Consider the following 17,965-nt stretch of genomic DNA (forward strand, 5'->3'; position numbering starts at 1 on the left):
AATGGTGTTTTGGCTGATGCTGTTTGGGTGATGCGGACGCATGCGATTTCTGATGATTTGTGGTCGCTGATCGTGGCGGTGTTGCCTGCGGGGCGGCGGCGTGGCCGGCCGTGGAACGATCATCGACGTACTCTGGAGGGCATTATCTGGCGTTACCGTACGGGATCTCCGTGGTGTGACCTGCCCGAGCACTTCGGTCCCTGGCAATCGGTGGCCGAGAGGCATCTACGCTGGTCGGTCGATGGCATCTACGCGCGGATCTTCGCGGCGATCGCCTCTGACCTCGACGCCGAGGACGCCGACCTGGGCGCACTGTTGTCGGTCGATTCGACCAGTGTGCGCGCCACCAACACGCAGCCGGAGCGCGCCCGGGCGCCGCACAGGGGATCTGTCGAATTACAAGAAATATCTCGATGAGCCCGATGACCACGCCATTGGGCGTTCCCGCGGCGGGCTGACTACCAAGATCCACGCCTTGACCGACCAGCTGTGCAGTCCGGTCACCCTGGCACTGTCGGCCGGTCAAGCCGGTGATAATCCGATGCTTTGGCCACTGCTGGCCGCCCGGTGCAGCAACTCATACGCCCCGTTTCACCTGCTGGCGGACAAGGCGTACTCCCATGACTCGACGCGGGCACAGCTGCGCCGGCTCAAGATCGCCCATACCATCCCCGAGCGCAGCGACCAGATCACCCGCCGCAAAGCCAAAGGCCGCAACGGAGGACGGCCTCCGGGGTTCTCAGGCCGAATCTACAAGCACCGTAACACCGTCGAGCGAAGCTTCAACGGGCTCAAACACTGGCGCGCGGTCGCCACCTGCTACGACAAATACGCCCTGACCTACCTCGGCGGTGTCACCCTGGCCGCCATCATCACCTACCACCGCGTCCGCAATTAGCAGACAGGACCTAGGCGGGACCGCGAAGGCCCCCGTTGCCGCTGAATCGGATCGGACCGCGCTGACCGGTTCAGGCCGCGCCTGCGGCGGTCAGATTTCGGGTACCTCGGACCATCGCTCGTCGCTCACTCGCCCCCACCTCCTTATGGCCAAGTTACACAGCGAGTTGTTTGCAGAGTTACACAATTTGTCAAGAAATGAGCACGGAAGCGGCGTTCTCTTATAGAGCCCTCTGGTAGGGGAGTCCTAGCGCCGTTCGCTGCTCCATCTCGCGCCCCTATCCTTGAGCGGCAGGGATGAAATTCCGAGCGAGAGGGTGAGCTGGTGACTGACGGCTTGACCGAAGGACACGACGAGGCCATCGGCAAGCATCAACGCCCGGCGACTGAACGCGACGACAACGGTCCCGAGGGCGACAAGACGACCACCATGGCGGTTCCGCCCGTTGTGACGGCGCCGCCGGCCGAAGCCGACGCCCATGTCAGGCCTCGGGTCGTGCTCTTGGGAGGTGGCGCGCAGGGCCGCGAGCTGGCGATCGCGCTGCAGGACCTTGGAGCCGAGGTGATCGCCGTTGACGCAGACGCCGATGCGCCCGCGCACCGCGTCGCCGATCAGGCGCTGGTGGTGGCGATGCCCGATGCCGACGAGCTGAAGGTGGTCTTCACGCGGCTACGGCCGGATTTTGTGGTGACGCTCACCGACGCCGTCAGCGTCGCTGCCCTCGACGCCCTGGCTGACCGCGCGCCCTCCGAAGGTGGGTCAATCGGGCTTGCGCCCAGCGCCCGGTGTGTCCGGCTTGCCGGCGATCGTGAGGCCTTGCGCAAGCTGGCCGCCGACCAGCTCGGCCTGCCCACCGCGCCGTTCTGGTTCGTCGGATCCCTTGGTGAGCTCGAGGCGGTCGCCGCACACGTGGGTTACCCGCTGCTCGTCAAACCGGTAGCCGGCGCTGACGGTCCGCGGCGGTCTTTGGTCCGTGGGCCCGACGAAGTGGAGGCCGCCTGGAAGCGGGCCGTCGCGGGCGGGCCTGCGGGAGCCCCACCCCGGGTGTGGGTCGAGACCCAGGTCGAGGTCGAGTTTTTGGTCACTTTGATCGCGGTGTGCAGCCAGGGGCCGCAAGGTCCGCGCATCGACTTCTGTGCACCCATCGGCCACGCTGCCGACGGTGGTGACCAGGAATCCTGGCAGCCGCAGAAGGTGAGTGTGGCCGCGCTCGATGCGGCGAAGTCGATCGCCGCCCGCATCGTCAAGGCGCTGGGGGGATGTGGGGTTTTCGGTGTCGAGTTAATGGTCAACGGCGACGAGGTCTACTTTGGCGACGTCCAACCATTCCCGGGAGATGCCGCATGGGTTACCCTGCGTAGCCAGCGTCTTTCTGTATTCGAGTTGCAAGCAAGGGCGATTTTGGGCTTTGCGGTGGACACGTTGATGGTGTCACCCGGTGCCGCTCGGTTGATCGGTGTGGCGACCGTCGATCCGGTATTGGGCGCCGATGCGCTGGCCGCTGCGCTCGCCGTGCCCGAAAGTGATGTCCGGGTGTTCGGGCGTCCGCGTGCCCGTTCCTCCGGCCTCGGCGTTGCACTGGCCACCGCACCCGATGTCGCTGTCGCTCGCGATCGCGCGCGCGAGGTCGTGGACCGGCTGAATGTGCGAGACTCACGCGGGTGAGCTACGCGGGAGATATCACGCCGCTCGAGGCCTGGACGATGCTGCGCGACAACGCTGCGGCGGTGCTGGTCGACGTGCGCACCACCGCCGAGTGGCATTTCGTCGGCGTACCGGACCTGTCGAGCCTTGGCCGGGACGCGATCTACATCCAATGGAGCACTCTCGACGGTAGGCCCAACGCGGACTTCCTCACCGAACTGCAGGATGCCGTCGCGGCAGCGGGTTCCACCGCGGAGGGGGAGCGGCCCGTCGTTTTCCTGTGTCGTTCCGGCGCCCGCTCGATCGGCGCCGCAGCAGCCGCGACCGCGGCGGGGATCACGCCGGCCTACAACGTGCTGGACGGGTTCGAAGGACACCTTGACGCCCAGGGGCATCGAGGTGTGGTGGGCTGGCGGGCGTTCGGCTTGCCCTGGCGGCAGGGATGAAGCCGCGATGACCTGCGTCGACAAGCACGTGGGGGCGCTGCCGATGCTGGCGATGCCGACGACGGCTTGTGTCGCAGGACTGCGCGGGTGACCGACGATCGATCGGTGCCAGAGGCCGAGCAGCCCAAGAATCCCCGGAAGTTGCCCGATGGCGTCAGCCAGGCCACCATCGGCGTGCGCGGGGGCATGTTGCGGTCTGGATTCGACGAGACCGCCGAAGCGCTGTATCTGACCTCGGGCTACGTATACGAGTCGGCCGCGATGGCCGAGCAGTCGTTCGCCGGCGAACTCGACCACTTTTTGTACTCGCGCTACGGCAATCCGACCGTGGCCATGTTCGAAGAACGCCTTCGGCTGATCGAAGCAGCTCCGGCCGTGTTCGCCACCGCCAGCGGCATGGCAGCGGTATTCACCGCGCTGGGTGCGCTGCTGGGTGCGGGCGACCGGCTGGTGGCGTCTCGCAGTCTGTTCGGGTCGTGCTTTGTGGTGTGCAACGAGATCCTGCCGCGCTGGGGCGTGGAAACGGTGTTCGTTGACGGTGACGACCTCGAGCAGTGGGAGCAAGCGTTATCGGTGCCCACCGAGGCGGTGTTCTTCGAAACGCCGTCCAACCCGATGCAATCGCTGGTCGATATCGCCGCGGTGACCGAGTTGGCGCATGCCGCGGGCGCAAAAGTTGTGCTGGACAACGTTTTTTGCTACTCCGCTGCTGCAGCAGGGAATTCCGCTCGGGGTCGATGTGGTTGTGTACTCGGGTACCAAGCACATCGACGGTCAGGGCAGGGTGCTGGGCGGTGCCATTCTTGGCGACCAGGCCTACATCGACGGGCCGGTGCAGAAGCTGATGCGCCACACCGGTCCGGCGCTCAGCGCTTTCAACGCCTGGATTCTGCTCAAAGGTCTCGAGACGCTTGCGGTTCGGGTTCAGCATAGTAATTCCTCGGCGCTGCGCATCGCCGAGTTTCTGCAGGGCCACCCCGCGGTGCGATGGGTGCGGTATCCGTATCTGCCCTCACATCCGCAGTACGACCTGGCCAAGCGTCAGATGTCTGGCGGCGGAACCGTGGTGACGTTTGCACTCGACGCCCCGGAAAGTGCGGCCAAGCGGCGCGCTTTCGAAGTGCTCGACAAGCTGAGATTGATTGACATCTCCAATAACCTCGGCGACACTAAATCGTTGATCACCCACCCGGCAACCACGACGCACCGGGCGATGGGCCCGGAGGGCCGCGCCGCGATCGGGCTCGGTGACGCAGTGGTGCGCATTTCGGTCGGGCTGGAGGGCGCCGAGGATCTGATCGCCGATATTGATCAGGCACTCGGCTAGTGGCAACGCGGATGCACCCGCTAAAGCCGTTGTGCTAGGGCGAATTTCGCCGCATCAACCGGTCGCCCGTTGCTCGGCCTGTTCGGCGTGTTCGGCCGCCGACAGCGCGTCTTCTTCGGCCCGCGCCTGAAGATAGCGCATCGCCAATCTGGCGTAGACCATCTGGCTGGTGATCGCCATCTGACCGCGAGTGCGGCCCAAAAAGGCCAGCCCCCAAGAGAACGCGGCGGCGACGCGATTGCGGTGGCCCACCAGTTACAGCAGATGCAGGAACAGCCATGCCAGCCAGGCGATGAAGCCGGCGAACTCCACCTTGCCGACTTTGGCGACGGCACTGTAGTGGGAGATAAGTGCCATGCTGCCCTTGTTGAAATACTGGAATGGCTTGCGGTTGGCCGGGTCGTCGTGACCTTTCACCGCTTGCTTGATGGTCTTGGTGGCGTAGTGCGCTCCCTGGATCGCGCCCTGGGCCATCCCGGGTACGCCGGGTACCGACATCAAGTCGCCGATCACGAAGACGTGCGGGTGCCCCTTGACGGTGAGGTCGGGTTCCACGATCACGCGTCCGGCGCGGTCCGTCTCGGTTCCATCGGACTGCTCGGCGATCATCTTGCCCAGCGGACTGGCCTGCACCCCCGCCGCCCACACCTTGCACGCACAGTCGATGCGGCGCTCGGTTCCGTCCTTGTCCTTGACGGTGATGCCTTTGTAGTCGACGGCGGTCACCATCGCGTTGAGCTGAATTTCGACGTCCATCTTTTCCAGCTTTTTCTGCGCCTTGAGGCCCAACTTCGGGCCAATGGGCGGCAACACCACTGGCGCGGCATCCAGCAGGATGACGCGGCATTCGCTGGGGGTAATGGTCCGAAATGCCCCGGCCAGGGTGCGCTCGGCGAGTTGCACGATCTCTCCGGCGAGTTCGACACCGGTGGGCCCGGCCCCGACCACGACGAAGGTCAGGCGCCGCTCGCGCTCGTCGTGATCGGTGGCGACTTCGGCGGCTTCGAACGCGCCGAGGATGCGGCCGCGCAGCTCCAGCGCGTCATCGATGGTTTTCATGCCGGGGGCGAAGATGGCGAAATCGTCATTGCCGAAGTAGGACTGCTGCGCGCCGGCCGCCACGATGAGGCTGTCATAGGGCGACACGGTCGTCATGTCCATCAACTTCGAGGTGACCGTCTGCGCGTTCAGGTCGATGGCCATGACCTCACCCAGCAAGACCCGCACGTTTTTTTGCCTGCGCAGGATCAGCCGCGTGGTCGGGGCGATGTCACCTTCGGACAAGATCCCGGTGGCCACTTGATATAGCAGCGGCTGGAACAGATGAGTGGTCGTCTTCGAGATGAGGGTGGTGTCGACGTCGGCCCGCTTGAGCGCCCTGGCCGCGCTCAGTCCGGCGAATCCGCTTCCGATGATGACGACGTGATGGCGCCTGCCTGCGGCCGAGGATTCGCTGGATGGGGGCGTCATGGTCCTCCTTCAGTTCTCCGTCAGCCGTGGTGATCACTGCGGCGCATGTACACCGTACGACTCCGCCGTGGCCACGTCGATCGTTTGGCCGCGGCGTCCGCCGATGCTGGGCGCGATAGTCGCGCCCATGCCTGCCCGAGACCTTTGGCCGCACCCACATACGGGTATGCGGTATGTCCGAAATCCGGCATCACCGCACCGAGCTGGGACTGTCCAACAAACTGCGGCGGCTTGCTGGCCAGGACAGCTCATCGATGCTCGGGGAGATGCTCGGACAGCTGCCGGCCGGTGAGTGGTGCCGATATTTGGGCTGACGGCGGTATGGCGTCACACGCAATTTACGGAGTGCTTACGAAATGGATTTCCGGATCGGGTCGTTGTCCCATCATTCGGGCATCCTTTTCGGTGATAACCCCACTTCCATGCCGACGCTCCACGACAATATTCTCTTATGGTGGTGACGCTCCTTGCTCGGTTATCAAAGCAGCGTCACCGCTACAGCGAGCGGGTCGGCTCAAAAGCGGCTTCGCCTCGACCACGGGTCGGGTGCCCGACACTTTCCGGGCCGGAAGGCCGGGGGCAGCAGTCGCGAAGTTCCGGGTGGTGCCACCAGATCGGGCGGATTGAGCCGGTCACCGCGACGATGACCGACTCCTCGCGGCTGGTGGTCCTAGCCGCCGTCGGCTTCACGTTCTTCATCGACACGCTGGTGTATGGCATCGTCGTGCCGGTACTACCGAGGTTGGCCCAACCCGCCTGGCTCGAGTTCTTGGGTGTGGGTGTGGTCTTCGCGTGCTACGGGTTGGCGTATTTCGTCCTGACCCCCGTGGCCGGATGGCTGATCGATCGTCGCGGAAGCAGGTCGGTGTTCCTGTCCGGGGCCATCATCCTGATGCTGGCGACGCTCGCGTTCGGTTACGCCAGCAGCCCCGTCGGACTCGTGACCTGCCGGGTACTGCAGGGTGGTGCGGCGGCGGCAACCTGGGTGGCGGGCTACGCGACCCTGGTCGAGATATTCCCGCGTGAGCAGCGCGGTCGCGCGGTGGGGCTGGCGAGCATCGGTACCGCGCTGGGCGCGCTTCTCGGACCCGCGTTGGGCGGCCTGGCCTATGAAGCCAGCGGACCCCACGCGCCCTTTCTAGGCGCGGCCGGGTTGTCCGCGCTGGCGGTGGCCGCGCTGGCCGCGTCGCTACCGCAGGCACCGGGCGGCCAGGCGTCGGGGCCGGCCATGTGGTCCGGTGAGCGGGCGTTTCCGGGCCTGGCGGTCCCGTGGTTGGTGGCGGGCCTGGCGGTGGGGCTCGCGCTGGGCGCCGTCGAGGCAACACTGCCGATCGACCTGGTCGCCCGCTTCGACGCCTCGGGGGTAACCGTTGGGTTGCTGTTCGCGCTGACCACGGTGGCCTTCATCGTCACCTGGCAGTACGCCGGCCGACTATCAGACGCCGGGCGCCGGGCGCCGGTCCTGGCGGCGGGCTGGGTCACCCTCGGTGTCGCCTTGGCCGTCATGGGTGTGCCGTCGGCGGTGGGCGTCCAAGCGGCCGCGTTGGTCTTGCTGGGGGCCGGCCTCGGGGCGATGATCGCGACGATCATGCCCGCCCTTGCCGATGCCATGGAGTCGGCGGGGGGAGCCCAGCGGCCCGGGACGGCCGCGGCCGCCTACAACCTCGCCTTCAGTGCCGGCACGGTGGCAGGTGGCCCGCTTGCCGGCTGGATGGCCGACCTTCGCTCATTTCAAGATGCCGCGATGCTGATCGCCGTTGTGACGTTGACCTGCGGTGTGCTGGCGGCACTCGTCCACGCCGCAGTGGTCCGGCGAGCCGTCAGCGATGTCTGAGGGCGTCGGTCACTGCAGCTGTAATTCCGGTGCGGGCGCCGGGGGGTCGCCAGCTCGGCGTGGCCGCTCAAGACGCGCAGCATGTCACGCATGGCTGCCCCGACGGCGTCGCAGAACCGCTGAGCGGAGGTCTGGTCGCAGCCGTTGGACGCACTCACGAACAGGTACACGTCGTCGTCGCCGACAAAGGCGTATGAGACGCCGTAGCCCGTTTGCGTTATGGGCAGGAACCCGACCCCGCGCGAAGAGCTCTCCGGGCGCCAGGCGGCCGTCTGGCGCACGGGTGATTGTGACGTCGCGAGCTCGAACGGCAGGCTCCACGCGTCCGTGCCGAACAGCGCAACATCCTTGCCCTCGCGCAGTGCTTCGATGAAAAGTCCGAGGAGGTGGCGATCGCAGCCTCGTCCACGCATCGCCTGCAGCCGATTGGCGCGGTGGGCGCTGGCGGCGGCCCGGAGCAGGCGGGCGCGGCGGGCCCCGGTGCAGGTGGGGTCCATCATCGCCAGCACGAAGGCCCGACTTTGGGCGGTTGCCGAGCGCAAGCATTCCGTTCGTCCCGCCGCGAACAGCCGCGTGGTGGCCGTCTCATAGGTAAGGCACGGTCCCCGGTCGGGATGCAGGCGGCCATAAGCGAGCTGCAGCGCCAGCTGTATGAAGGCATCGGGGGAGCAGCGCGCCGCCTTGATCGCCGCGGCCCCGGCGGCGCCGAGATCATCGGCGTAGACGTCGACGTCGTCGATCAGGGTGCGGGCATTGGCGACGGCAGCGCTGATGGCCCGGTCCAGGGTGGGGTCACCTCGAACACCAGGCGGCGCGGGGGCGATGGCGGTGGCGTCGGCTTCTGGTCGAACGCGGAGGCAAAGCGGCGCTCATAGAGCAGCCGTTCCTCCCACAGCAGCATCATCGCTTCGCCGTCGCCTCTGCTGTGCTCCATGATGCCGCCGGTTCGCCCATTGGTGAACACAACAAGGTTCATCGACTTGTCCAGCCAGCGGTTGGCGCCGGTACCGCACAGCGACGTGCGCCCCAGCTCGGTCAGCCCCTCGGGCTCGGCGTCATCGAGGATGACGACCAGCAGAGCCCGCTCGATGCGGTCGAGACTGTCGGCGTTGACCCCGCCGTCCCGGATCAGCCCCGCCCGCACCCGGGACCAGACATCGCGTTGTTCCAGAGTCAGGGCGGGAATCGATGGACCGGGCGGCAGCGCGGTGGCCACCTGCTGGATCTCTTCTAGGGCCGCCAACAGCTGCGGGTAGGAGATGTCGCGTCGGCCCTCGTCAAAGATCACCCCGACCTCGAAGAAGTGTCCGTTGATCAGCACCACGATGGCGCGTTGGTCGTCGAAGCGCTCGATGGTGTCGACGTCGATGCCGGGCAGTCGAACGGTCGAATAGCAGTTGCGGAGCTGTTTCATGCACAGCGGCACCACGCCCTGAATTCGCTGGGGCGCGACCTGCCCCGCAGCGAGGCGGCGGCGAATGTCGAGTAAGGCCACCGTTGTCATGGCGGCCTGCTGTAGCTGGGAGACGCCGAGGCGAGCCATCGTCGGGGAGTCGACCGTGTAGCCGGTGCTGTAGAGCATCGAGCGGCGGTCGATGAGGTAGGCGTAGTGCTCCCAGTACTCCGCCAGCCAGTTTTCGTGCAGGGCTCGCCGTGTCTCGAGGCGGGCCTGCAGGTATGCGGCGGTGTCACTGCCGCGAAATTGGTCCGCGGCGGCGCGCACTTCGGCCCGTCCGGTGGCGTCCAGCAGTGGGTCCACCGAGGCGATGAACGTCTGCAGCGTCTCCTCGATCGACGGAAGTGGCAGCCGCGGAAGTACCTGCTCGAACCGGTCGAGTGCGCCTGGCCCGCTTTGGTTCGGACTCAGGGCGCGCACCGCCGCCCCCCATGCTTTGGTGCGCCGCGATGACGGAGCGTCCATCCAGCCCTGCCAGGTGAGCAGCCGACGCAGTAGTTCCATGCGTAGACCCAGGTAGGTCATGTCGTCGGCCCCGTCCCCACCGGTGCCGGACGGGTCCGCGCCAGCATCTGAGATCGGTTTGCGACGTCGTCCGCCGACAGGTAGCAGCCCTCCAGCACGCGTCGGGCCGATGCGGTCGGCTGGGTGTATGCCTGGCGTGCGTGCAGCGTGCGACGGTTCTGGAACACCACGATCTCGCCCGGCTGCAGCCGCAGTGCCAGCCGTGGTCCGTCCTCGACGGCGCTGGTGAAGGTCTGGTAGGCGCGGCGGTAGCGCTCCTCGTCGGCCGGGTCGCCGGCGAACGCCCCCTCGAACGGGGGCGCCCAGTTGATGCCGACCAGATTGGCGCGATCGTCGACCACCAGGTGGGGCTTTCGGACCACCATGTGCTGTTGGCGATTCACGGTCGCAAACGTCGCCCATACCTGACACAGCGTCTCGAAGTTGTCGGGTGCTTGGACCCGCACCCGCTCGGCGGCGGCCAGTCCGTCGCAGAACCAGGTCTGCCCGCCGGTTACCGCGGCGTCGAACTCGATGCAGTGCAGCAGCTGCAGGCCGGGGGGCGTCTCGTAGGCGCACAAGTCCTGGTGAAATGGCAGCGCGCAGGCGGTATAGGCGATGTTGACCGGCCTGTCTTCGACCCGCACCAGCCAGGTGTCGCCATAGATGGTCGGCATGACGGGCGCGATCCGGGCCGCCGTCGGGCCTACCACTCCGACCCGGGTAGGGGCTCCCTCGAGCACCAGAACCCGGTTGTCCGCCAGGGCGCCGAGCTAGTCACCGATGGTGGCCGCATCGGGGTCGGGTTCCCAGCGCCGCCGCTCGAGCCCAAGCGCGGATCTGCTGGCGAATCCGAACGGCAGTGGTTGCTCGCGCCAGTTCGCGTGCCGTATCAGCTCCTCTTCGGCAAAGGTGCTGCGGTGTCCGTCCCGGAACAGGACCTCGACTACCCGGCCTCGACCACGCCGCAGCTCGGCCAGCCGGGTGTCCTGCGCCGCCGCTGCCGTGGTGCGCTGTCCGCTTTCGGTTCGGCAATGCCGGCAGGGGCATTGGCTTCGCAGCCACCACGGGCTCAGTTCGGTTGATCGCCCATCGAAGTCCAAGCGAACCGATCCGAGCGGGGAGACCTCGAGGACCACGTCGCTGTCCATCAGTGCGGCCCGTCGAGCAGCTGTGTTTCGGCGCGCAGTAGCAGATCGGGCTGGGCCGGGATGTCCCCATAACAGCCGCGCACGCTGTATCGAAGACGGTCGTCGTCCTGCTCGAGGACTTGTTCGAACAAGCTCTCAACGCGGTTATCGGCGTCGCTGAGCAATACCCGCGCGACGTGCGGGCGGCGACGTAGCGCGCCGCTGCGCATGGTTGCGTAGCTGAAGATGATCAACCGCTCGCCCGGCTCGCACAGCAGCGCCCCGCCCCCGTTCGGGCAGATCCGCGAAGATCCACGGTCGGCCGGGATGAGGTAGGTCGACCACCGATTGCCGTTCTCGAGGTTGACGACTTCGACTTCCTCCAACGGCAGCATCCCGACTTGTTCCATCAGGTCGACGTCGACGGCGATACTGCCGACGTAGTCGCGTTCGCGGTGCGTCACCCGCACCTGATGGAGCTTGGCGCGCAACAGTCTGATCCGGCTCATCGCGATGCGCCGTCGTCGTCGATGGGCTTGCGGCAGCCGAGCGCGACCATTGGCTCGGCGTCAAAGATCTCGTATTCGTCGCGTGCCTCGATCCGGTAGCCGAGTTTGGCGAGCGTTTCTTCTAGCGTGCGATGTTGGTCTAGGTAGTCGGCGCGCACCGCGATGACCAGCCAGCCGCCGGGCTCGAGGACCCGGTCCAGTGCCGCGAGGTCCTCCGGCCCGGCGTGGGCGAACGTGAAGACGCCAACAGCGACGATCGCCGCGAAACGTTGATCCGGAAACAGGGTTGGCGCTGCCGCCAGCGCGCCGTGAACCACGTGGCAGTAGACATTTTTGGCGCGCGCGTGGGAAAGCATGCCGAGTGAGCGATCCAGCGCGGTCAGGTTGTCATAGCCGAGCTTGTGCAGTTCCTCGCCCACCAACCCGGTGCCCGCACCCGCATCGAGCACGGGTCCGCTGCGCTCGGGCAGGTGCGCCGCCAACAACGCCGCCGCCCGACGGGGATTCGCCTGATAGTTACCGCGCAGGTCGGAGTCGTAGCTTTCGGCCCAGGCGTCATATTTCTGTTCGAGGCTGAGGTCAGGATCGCTGTTGTAGATCCACTCCAGCCGGTCGACGACTTTCTTGCCGAGGAAGAAGCTCCAGCCGACCTCCGCGTCCTGGATGACTTCCGGGATCTGTCGGTAGGCCGTGGCCAGCCGTGGACACGATGGCTCGGCCAGATCCGCCAGCAGTTTGTAGCTTTGCGCCAGGTGTGGGCTCAGGTCGCGGGTCTCGTAGACGACGAAGCCGTGCCGGGCGAGGGCCTTGCGGTAGTCGTCGGCCGAGAACGTTGGCTCGAATAGCAGCCGGTCGTAGACCACCTCGCGGGCGAGCGCGCTCACCGGGCGCTGCGGTGTCACCAGATCGTCGAACACGAACAGGCCCTGGGGTTGCAGTACCCGCGCGACCTCGGCAAGCGCCCGCTCGCGGTCGTGCACGTGGTAGAGGACGGCCTGGCTGAAGACGTGGGTGAACGTGCCGTCGGCGAATGGCAGCGCCGACGCCGAGCTGGCCATGAATTCGAGCTGCAACTGCGGATTGTCCGCCGCCAGCCGTTGCGCGTTGGCGATCCGCACGGCGCTCAGGTCGATTCCCGTGACCTGTGCACCCGTTTGTCGCGCCAGCCATGCGGAGACGGTCCCATTGCCGCAGCCAAGGTCGAGTACTCGCGACTGCGGCCCGATGCGTGCGGCGCGCAGCATCTGTTCGTTCCAGTGCTGGCAGCCGGCGATGAACCCGGTGTCGTCGTCCTCGAAGACACCCCAGTGCAGGCTGCCGTCTGGATCCCAGAATCCGCGGTAGGTCGAGTCCTCGTGGTCGTAGAAGTCACGGGTCATGGCGTCGGTGTAGTCGTGACTCGCGGGCCCGCCCGACTCCGTGCTGGACTGGGGTTGGGCTCCGCCGCTGGAGGGGATGGCGCAGGCGGCACCCGATTCCTGTTGCGCGTCTGGCGATAATGCATTCAACATTTGACAGTACCCTCCGTGTTTCGCTGACTTGGGCAGCAGTATTTCAATGAATGGTTTCGCTGACATCACGAATAGGGAATTCATACTATTAGTCAAATGATTAGACATTGAAGTCATATCGAAAATCTCGAAACGAGAATGTCTAATTTGATACGACAATGTCAATTTTTATAGCCGAATGTCTCAAGAAACGTGCGGGCAGGTTCTCCTGGCCTCGGCACCGGTTGTCGAGCGCCGGTCTGAGGGTGTGCCCTCGGGCCACCTGCCGCGATGAGTGTGGCGGGCGGGCGTCGTAGCCGCCAAATTCCTAGTACGGGTATGGGGTACCGGACCGCCCGGCGGTGGCCGATCCCCTCAGTTCGGCGTCACATCGGCCAGGAGCTGGCCGTGGTTCGGTATTTGGCGTTGGGCACGCTGCAGAAGTCCGAGGCCGTTCCAGCCAACAAGACGAAGTAGCCTTCGCCGCCGCGGCGGCCGGTGAAGGGGGGATAGGTCCAACCGCTGTTGCACATCGAATCTGGTCCGCCCGCGGTGGCCCGGCGCCAACCGGACTTGATACAGGCCTTGAGGGCGTCGACGTCGGTGACGGTGCTCTTGGCGATGACCAGCATCGCTCCACCCCACTGCCCGTCGCTGCGACGGTAGGCGCGGGCCCCGAATCCGGTACCAGATCCTGCTGGGTCCGGCTGGCATCCCAACGCCCGTTGCAGCAGCAGGAAAACGGAGGCAAGTTCACGGTCGTCCACCCCGGCCGCGGCCGCAACGAATTGCGCGGCATCGGAGCCGTCGACCTCCTGGATGTCAGGTTTGTCGAAGCTGATCAGTTGCTGCGAGATCAGCTGCCCAAGCGATGTACTGCCGCCGCCGATGATCGGTCCGCTGCCGGTTGAAGTCATCGGCGGCAGCGTCACGGTCGGATCGGCCGCCGCTGTGGCCGGCACCGCCAACGTGGCTAGCGACAGGACGCAGGTGGCGACGGTGGCAATGCATCTGATCCGAGGTGCGACAACTTTCATTGGCTATCTCCCTGGCGGCATCGGTGGGGCGTCATCGGGGACTAGTGCCGCGGCGATCTTGCGAAACAAGATATCCGCTTGGTTGGGGTAGTTGCCCTCGTCGTCGAAGGCCTCGGGGGTGTAGGTGAGGGCGACGGCGATCGCGACTCGTTGCGATGGCAGGTACGCCTCGGCGGCCGCGTACCCGGAGAACAAGGGGTTCTGCAGCAACCAGTGGCCGGAGATGACGATCCCCAGGCCGTAGGTGTAACCCTCGCTTTGCTCGAAACAGGTGGGGCAGTCGGGCTGGGCGCGGGTCTTGCCACGCAGCGCAGTGGACACCATCTTCTGGTAGGAGTCCGCCGAGAGCAGCTTGCCTGAACCGATGCCTACCGCCGTGGCCTCCATGTCGTAGATAGTGGTGGTTTGGATGGCTCCGTGGGTGATGGTCCAGGACGGATTCCAGAACGTCGACTCCTCGGAAAATGGGGTATCCGCCGGGATTTTCAAGAACGCGCGACGCTCCGCGCTGAACGCGTGCAGGGCCGGGTCGGGGATGCTGGGTGTTTCGGAGTTGGCGGTGGCAGTCAGCCCTAGTGGCGCAAGCACCTTCTGTTTCAGCAGCGTCGCCATGTGTTGGCCGGTGGCCTTCTCCAGTGCCAGCCCCAACAGCACGTTGTTGGTGTGCGCATAATTCCAGTTCGTGCCGTGTTCGTAGAGCAATGGCCGCGAGGATATCTGTGCAAGGAGCTCCTGGGGTGTCCACTGCCGGAACGGGTCGGCGTAAAGCGCGTCGCCGAATTCATCGTTACCCAGGACGTAGTCCGGATACCCCGACGTCATCTGGGCGAGTTGGCCCAAAGTGACCCGGTCGGCGTGCGGAAAATCGGGCAACCACTTCGACAATTTGTCGTCGAGGCTCAGTTTGTGTTCGTCGACCAGCTCGAGCAACAGCGTCGCCACGTAGGAAATGGCGACCGCGCCATTGCGGAAGTGCATGTCGGTGCTGGCCGGTACACCGGTCATCGAATCGCCCACGGCCTCGGTGACGATCTCCTTGCCGTCCACGCTGACTCGAACGATCACCGACCGCAGGTGAGCTGGCCCCATGAAGCCACGGACGACCTTCATCACCGCATCTGCCTTGGTGCCCTTGCCGTCCGGTCCGGTCGGTGCGGAGGATTGTTGCGGTGGGTGCAGCGCCGCGCACCCTGCCAAAAGACAGACGCCGAACACCACACCAGCAACTCGCCGCAGAATTAGCATGTGCTTTGTTCTACCGCAACCCACCCGACCACACCGATTTCGGGGTATTTCAGATACCCAAGTCCTTGGCGATGATGGTCTTCATGATTTCGTTGGTGCCGCCGTAGATGGTCTGGATGCGGGCATCGACAAATGCTTGCGACACCCGGTATTCCCGCATATAGCCGTAGCCGCCATGCAGTTGTAGGCAGCGGTCTGCGGTACGCACCTGAAGTTCGGTGGTCCACCATTTCAGCCGTGCCGCGCGGGCGGCGGTCAGCTCGCCGGCGAGGTGTTGGGCCAGGCAGTCGTCGAGATAGGTTCGGGCGATGTCGATCTCAGTGGCTAGTTCGGCCAGCAGGAACTGGCTGTGCTGAAAGCTGGCGATCGGCGAACCGAAGGCTTTGCGCTGCCGCACGTAGTCCAGAGTCTCGGCCAAGATGCCTTCGGCGGCGGCGACCGCGCCCACTGCCAAGGCCAGTCGCTCCTGCGGCAGGTTCCGCATGAGCTGGTAGAACCCCATGCCCTCGTTCTGCAACAGGTTCTCCACGGGAACCCGCATATCGGTGAAACTGAGTTCGCTGGTGTCCTGGGCGTGCAGGCCGATCTTCTCCAGACTGCGGCCGCGGTGAAAGCCCGGTGTGGTCGCGTCCACCACCAGCAGCGAGAGCCCCTGGTGGCGTTCCGGTGAGGTGCGCACCGCGATGACGAACAGGTCGCCGCTTTGACCGTTGGAGATGAATGTCTTGGCGCCGTTGACAACGTACTGCGAACCGTCTCGTACCGCTGTCGTGTGGATGCCGGCCAGGTCGCTGCCGGCGCCGGGTTCGGTCATCGCGATGCCGAGCACGGTGTCACCGGTCACCACGGCGGGTAGCCAGCGTTGTTGCTGTTCGAGTGTGGTCAGGTCGGTGAGATAGGGCAGCACGACATCGTTTTGCAGGGTGAAGGCGATGGCTTCGGATGCGGCGCCGGCTTGCTGCAGTTCGTCGATGACGATCGCGTTGTAGCGGAAGTCGTTCACTCCCGGTCCGCCGAACCGTTCCGGAACCGAGAACCCCAGCAGCCCCAGCCTCGCGGCTTCGGTGAACAGTGCCCGATCCCACTGCCCCCGGCGTTCCCCGGTTTCGTGGGCCGGGACGACGATGCGGTGGACGAAATCGCGGACCAATTGCCGGAACTGGTGATGCTCGGGTGTGTACTCGGGCCGGGAGGTCATCGCGGACCGGCTCAGCGGAAGGCGGCCAGACCGGTGAAAGCCTGCCCTAGCACCAGCTGATGCATCTCGGGTGTGCCCTCGTAGGTCAATACCGATTCCAGGTTGACCATGTGCCGAATTACCGGGTATTCGAGCGAAATTCCGTTGCCGCCCAGTATGGTTCGGGCGGTCCGGCAGATCTTGATCGCCTCCCGGGTGTTGTTGAGCTTGCCGAAGCTGACCTGCTCGGGCCGCAGGCCGACACTGTCTTTGAAGCGGCCGAGCTGTAGCGCTAGGAGCTGCCCCTTGTGCAGTTCGACCGCCATGTCGACCAGCTTGGCCTGGGTCAATTGAAACCCGGCGATGGGACGGCCGAATTGGGTGCGTTCTTTGGCGTAGTCCAACGCGCATTGCCAGGCCGAACGCGCCGCGCCCATCGCTCCCCAGACGATTCCGTAGCGAGCTTCCGACAAGCAGGTCAACGGTCCCCTGATGCCGCTCGCGCCGGGCAACATCGCCTCGGCCGGCAACCGCACATCGTCGAGGACCAACTCGCTGGTGATCGATGCCCGCAGGGACAGTTTGTGGTGGATGGTGTTGGCGGCGAAGCCGGCCGTTTCGGTGGGCACGACGAAGCCGCGGATTCCCCCCTCGGTGGCGGCCCACACGATCGCCACGTCGGCGATCGAGCCGTTGGTGATCCACATCTTGCGGCCGTTGAGCACCCAATCCGAACCATCGCGGCGCGCCCGGGTTTTCATCGCGGCCGGGTCGGAACCGACGTCGGGTTCGGTCAAGCCGAAGCAGCCAATCAGCTCACCGGCGGCCATGGGCGGCAACCACCGCTGCTTGTGCTCCTCGGAGCCGAAGTGCGCGATCGCGAACATTGCCAGCGATCCCTGCACCGATACCAGCGACCGGATCCCGGAATCGGCGGCTTCCAATTCCAGGCACGCCAAGCCGTAGTGGACGGCCGACGCGCCGCCGCAGCCGTAGCCCTGCAGATGCATTCCGAGCAGGCCCAGTCCGCCCAGCTGCTTGGCCAGGTCGCGCGCGGCGGGCAAGTCCCCGTTCTCGAACCATTCGGCGACATGGGCAGTGATGTGCTCGGCGCAGAACTTTCTTACGGTGTCGCGGACCGCGATCTCGTCGTCGGATAGCGAAGCATCCAGTCCGAGCGGGTCGTGCGGGTCGAAGGTGGGCGATGTCTCGGTGCTCATGACTCAATCCTGCCTGGGCCCGGTAGTCTCGCTGCATGCAACCACGCCGCGGGCTCTCCTGGCTGGGTTGGCTGGCCGCCGACATCGTCGGGGTACTGGTTTCTTGTGCCGTCGGTCGCCGCAGTCATGCCGAAGGCGTCACCATCGGAGGCGTTGCCAGCACGGCTTGGCCGTTTCTCACCGGGACCATCCTGGGTTGGCTGGTGGCGCGCGGCTGGCGCCGACCTACCAGCGTGGCTCCAACCGGGGTGATCGTGTGGGTATCCACCGTCACCGTCGGGATGGCGTTGCGCAAGGCCAGTTCGGCGGGTGTGGCTACCAGCTTCGTCATAGTGGCATCGTCGGTCACCGCGGTGCTGTTGCTCGGCTGGCGGGCGGTCGCCGGGCTCAGTCTGCGACACCGCCCGAATGCCTGACGAAGCCGAGTCTGATGGTTCGGACGGGCGAGGAGCGGGGTGCGGCCACCGGTGCCGGGATCACCGCGATCTTCGGCGCTACCGCCAGGGCGGTGCGCCCACCCATGGACCTGATCGCACCCCCACTCGGCTCTTGGACTAGCGGCGAGTGAAAGCGTTGGA

At 65.7% G+C, this 17,965-nt stretch carries 14 protein-coding genes and 4 pseudogenes; 8 read left to right on the forward strand and 10 right to left on the reverse strand.

Features of this window, described 5'->3' with window-relative positions:
* Positions 1–27 precede the first annotated feature (27 nt).
* The 4 genes and pseudogenes from G6N41_RS10815 (at position 28) to G6N41_RS10830 (ending at position 4,315) form a co-directional block, all read left to right on the forward strand.
* Positions 28–898 (forward strand): annotated as a pseudogene (locus tag G6N41_RS10815) (IS5 family transposase).
* 324 nt (positions 899–1,222) lie between these two features.
* Entirely contained in the window at positions 1,223–2,563 is a 1,341-nt protein-coding gene (gene purT / locus G6N41_RS10820; protein ID WP_198967341.1) for a formate-dependent phosphoribosylglycinamide formyltransferase, read from the forward strand.
* On the forward strand, positions 2,560–2,988 hold the full coding sequence (locus G6N41_RS10825) for a rhodanese-like domain-containing protein (protein WP_198967342.1): 429 nt from the start codon (positions 2,560–2,562) through the stop codon (positions 2,986–2,988). The genes purT and G6N41_RS10825 overlap by 4 nt, the downstream gene beginning before the upstream one ends.
* Before the next feature lie 105 nt (positions 2,989–3,093).
* Positions 3,094–4,315 (forward strand): annotated as a pseudogene (locus G6N41_RS10830) (O-succinylhomoserine sulfhydrylase).
* Positions 4,316–4,369: 54 nt separating this feature from the next.
* Here G6N41_RS10830 and G6N41_RS10835 read toward each other — a convergent pair.
* A pseudogene (locus tag G6N41_RS10835) lies at positions 4,370–5,785 on the reverse strand (NAD(P)/FAD-dependent oxidoreductase).
* 173 nt (positions 5,786–5,958) lie between these two features.
* On the opposite strand from G6N41_RS10835, the gene G6N41_RS10840 reads away from it, so the two are divergent.
* Positions 5,959–6,099 carry a hypothetical protein gene (locus G6N41_RS10840; RefSeq protein WP_198967343.1) on the forward strand — a complete coding sequence of 47 codons (141 nt, stop codon included), beginning with the start codon at positions 5,959–5,961 and terminating at the stop codon, positions 6,097–6,099.
* A gap of 329 nt (positions 6,100–6,428) precedes the next feature.
* Entirely contained in the window at positions 6,429–7,619 is a 1,191-nt protein-coding gene (locus G6N41_RS10845) for an MFS transporter (protein ID WP_198967344.1), read from the forward strand.
* On the opposite strand, the pseudogene G6N41_RS29990 reads toward G6N41_RS10845, so the two are convergent.
* The 9 genes and pseudogenes from G6N41_RS29990 to G6N41_RS10885 form a co-directional block, all read right to left on the reverse strand.
* Positions 7,517–9,600, reverse strand: a pseudogene (locus tag G6N41_RS29990) (choline/carnitine O-acyltransferase). The gene G6N41_RS10845 and the pseudogene G6N41_RS29990 overlap by 103 nt on opposite strands.
* Positions 9,597–10,343 (reverse strand): TauD/TfdA family dioxygenase, encoded by a 747-nt coding sequence (locus tag G6N41_RS28455; RefSeq protein ID WP_336282413.1) that lies wholly within the window; start codon positions 10,341–10,343, stop codon positions 9,597–9,599. The pseudogene G6N41_RS29990 and the gene G6N41_RS28455 overlap by 4 nt, the downstream one beginning before the upstream one ends.
* A gap of 9 nt (positions 10,344–10,352) precedes the next feature.
* A complete protein-coding gene (locus G6N41_RS28460; RefSeq protein WP_231608930.1) occupies positions 10,353–10,730 on the reverse strand; it encodes a gamma-butyrobetaine hydroxylase-like domain-containing protein in 378 nt (125 codons plus the stop codon).
* Complete coding sequence (locus G6N41_RS10860) at positions 10,730–11,218, reverse strand: aspartate 1-decarboxylase (RefSeq protein WP_198967345.1); 489 nt, start codon at positions 11,216–11,218, stop codon at positions 10,730–10,732. The genes G6N41_RS28460 and G6N41_RS10860 overlap by 1 nt, the downstream gene beginning before the upstream one ends.
* Positions 11,215–12,729: a methyltransferase domain-containing protein gene (locus tag G6N41_RS10865; RefSeq protein ID WP_020731674.1), complete on the reverse strand. Its 1,515-nt coding sequence runs from the start codon at positions 12,727–12,729 to the stop codon at positions 11,215–11,217. The genes G6N41_RS10860 and G6N41_RS10865 overlap by 4 nt, the downstream gene beginning before the upstream one ends.
* A 365-nt stretch (positions 12,730–13,094) precedes the next feature.
* Positions 13,095–13,745: a hypothetical protein gene (locus tag G6N41_RS10870; protein ID WP_012392649.1), complete on the reverse strand. Its 651-nt coding sequence runs from the start codon at positions 13,743–13,745 to the stop codon at positions 13,095–13,097.
* A 3-nt stretch (positions 13,746–13,748) separates the two neighbouring features.
* On the reverse strand, positions 13,749–14,990 hold the full coding sequence (locus G6N41_RS10875; protein ID WP_198967346.1) for a serine hydrolase domain-containing protein: 1,242 nt from the start codon (positions 14,988–14,990) through the stop codon (positions 13,749–13,751).
* A gap of 49 nt (positions 14,991–15,039) precedes the next feature.
* Positions 15,040–16,188: an acyl-CoA dehydrogenase family protein gene (locus tag G6N41_RS10880; protein WP_198967347.1), complete on the reverse strand. Its 1,149-nt coding sequence runs from the start codon at positions 16,186–16,188 to the stop codon at positions 15,040–15,042.
* 11 nt (positions 16,189–16,199) lie between these two features.
* Complete coding sequence (locus tag G6N41_RS10885; protein ID WP_198967348.1) at positions 16,200–17,387, reverse strand: acyl-CoA dehydrogenase family protein; 1,188 nt, start codon at positions 17,385–17,387, stop codon at positions 16,200–16,202.
* 35 nt (positions 17,388–17,422) lie between these two features.
* Here G6N41_RS10885 and G6N41_RS10890 point away from each other — a divergent pair, with 35 nt between their 5' ends.
* Both G6N41_RS10890 and G6N41_RS10895 read left to right on the forward strand, forming a co-directional pair.
* Complete coding sequence (locus G6N41_RS10890) at positions 17,423–17,803, forward strand: DUF3054 domain-containing protein (RefSeq protein WP_198967349.1); 381 nt, start codon at positions 17,423–17,425, stop codon at positions 17,801–17,803.
* 14 nt (positions 17,804–17,817) lie between these two features.
* Positions 17,818–17,955, forward strand: coding sequence for a hypothetical protein (locus G6N41_RS10895; RefSeq protein ID WP_198967350.1), 138 nt, complete (start codon positions 17,818–17,820; stop codon positions 17,953–17,955).
* The last annotated feature ends 10 nt before the right edge of the window (positions 17,956–17,965 follow it).

Source organism: Mycobacterium shottsii, assembly GCF_010728525.1.
In the GTDB taxonomy this organism is placed as follows: domain Bacteria; phylum Actinomycetota; class Actinomycetes; order Mycobacteriales; family Mycobacteriaceae; genus Mycobacterium; species Mycobacterium marinum.

Bases quoted from the DNA above. Each gene is read 5' to 3' on its own strand.
- G6N41_RS10840 (WP_198967343.1), top strand. From the start codon at position 5,959: ATGTCCGAAATCCGGCATCACCGCACCGAGCTGGGACTGTCCAACAAA.
- G6N41_RS10845 (WP_198967344.1), top strand. From the start codon at position 6,429: ATGACCGACTCCTCGCGGCTGGTGGTCCTAGCCGCCGTCGGCTTCACG.
- G6N41_RS28460 (WP_231608930.1), bottom strand. From the start codon at position 10,730: ATGGACAGCGACGTGGTCCTCGAGGTCTCCCCGCTCGGATCGGTTCGC.
- G6N41_RS10860 (WP_198967345.1), bottom strand. From the start codon at position 11,218: ATGAGCCGGATCAGACTGTTGCGCGCCAAGCTCCATCAGGTGCGGGTG.
- G6N41_RS10865 (WP_020731674.1), bottom strand. From the start codon at position 12,729: ATGTTGAATGCATTATCGCCAGACGCGCAACAGGAATCGGGTGCCGCC.
- G6N41_RS10870 (WP_012392649.1), bottom strand. From the start codon at position 13,745: ATGAAAGTTGTCGCACCTCGGATCAGATGCATTGCCACCGTCGCCACC.
- G6N41_RS10875 (WP_198967346.1), bottom strand. From the start codon at position 14,990: ATGCTAATTCTGCGGCGAGTTGCTGGTGTGGTGTTCGGCGTCTGTCTT.
- G6N41_RS10880 (WP_198967347.1), bottom strand. From the start codon at position 16,188: ATGACCTCCCGGCCCGAGTACACACCCGAGCATCACCAGTTCCGGCAA.
- G6N41_RS10885 (WP_198967348.1), bottom strand. From the start codon at position 17,387: ATGAGCACCGAGACATCGCCCACCTTCGACCCGCACGACCCGCTCGGA.
- G6N41_RS10890 (WP_198967349.1), top strand. From the start codon at position 17,423: ATGCAACCACGCCGCGGGCTCTCCTGGCTGGGTTGGCTGGCCGCCGAC.
- G6N41_RS10895 (WP_198967350.1), top strand. From the start codon at position 17,818: ATGGTTCGGACGGGCGAGGAGCGGGGTGCGGCCACCGGTGCCGGGATC.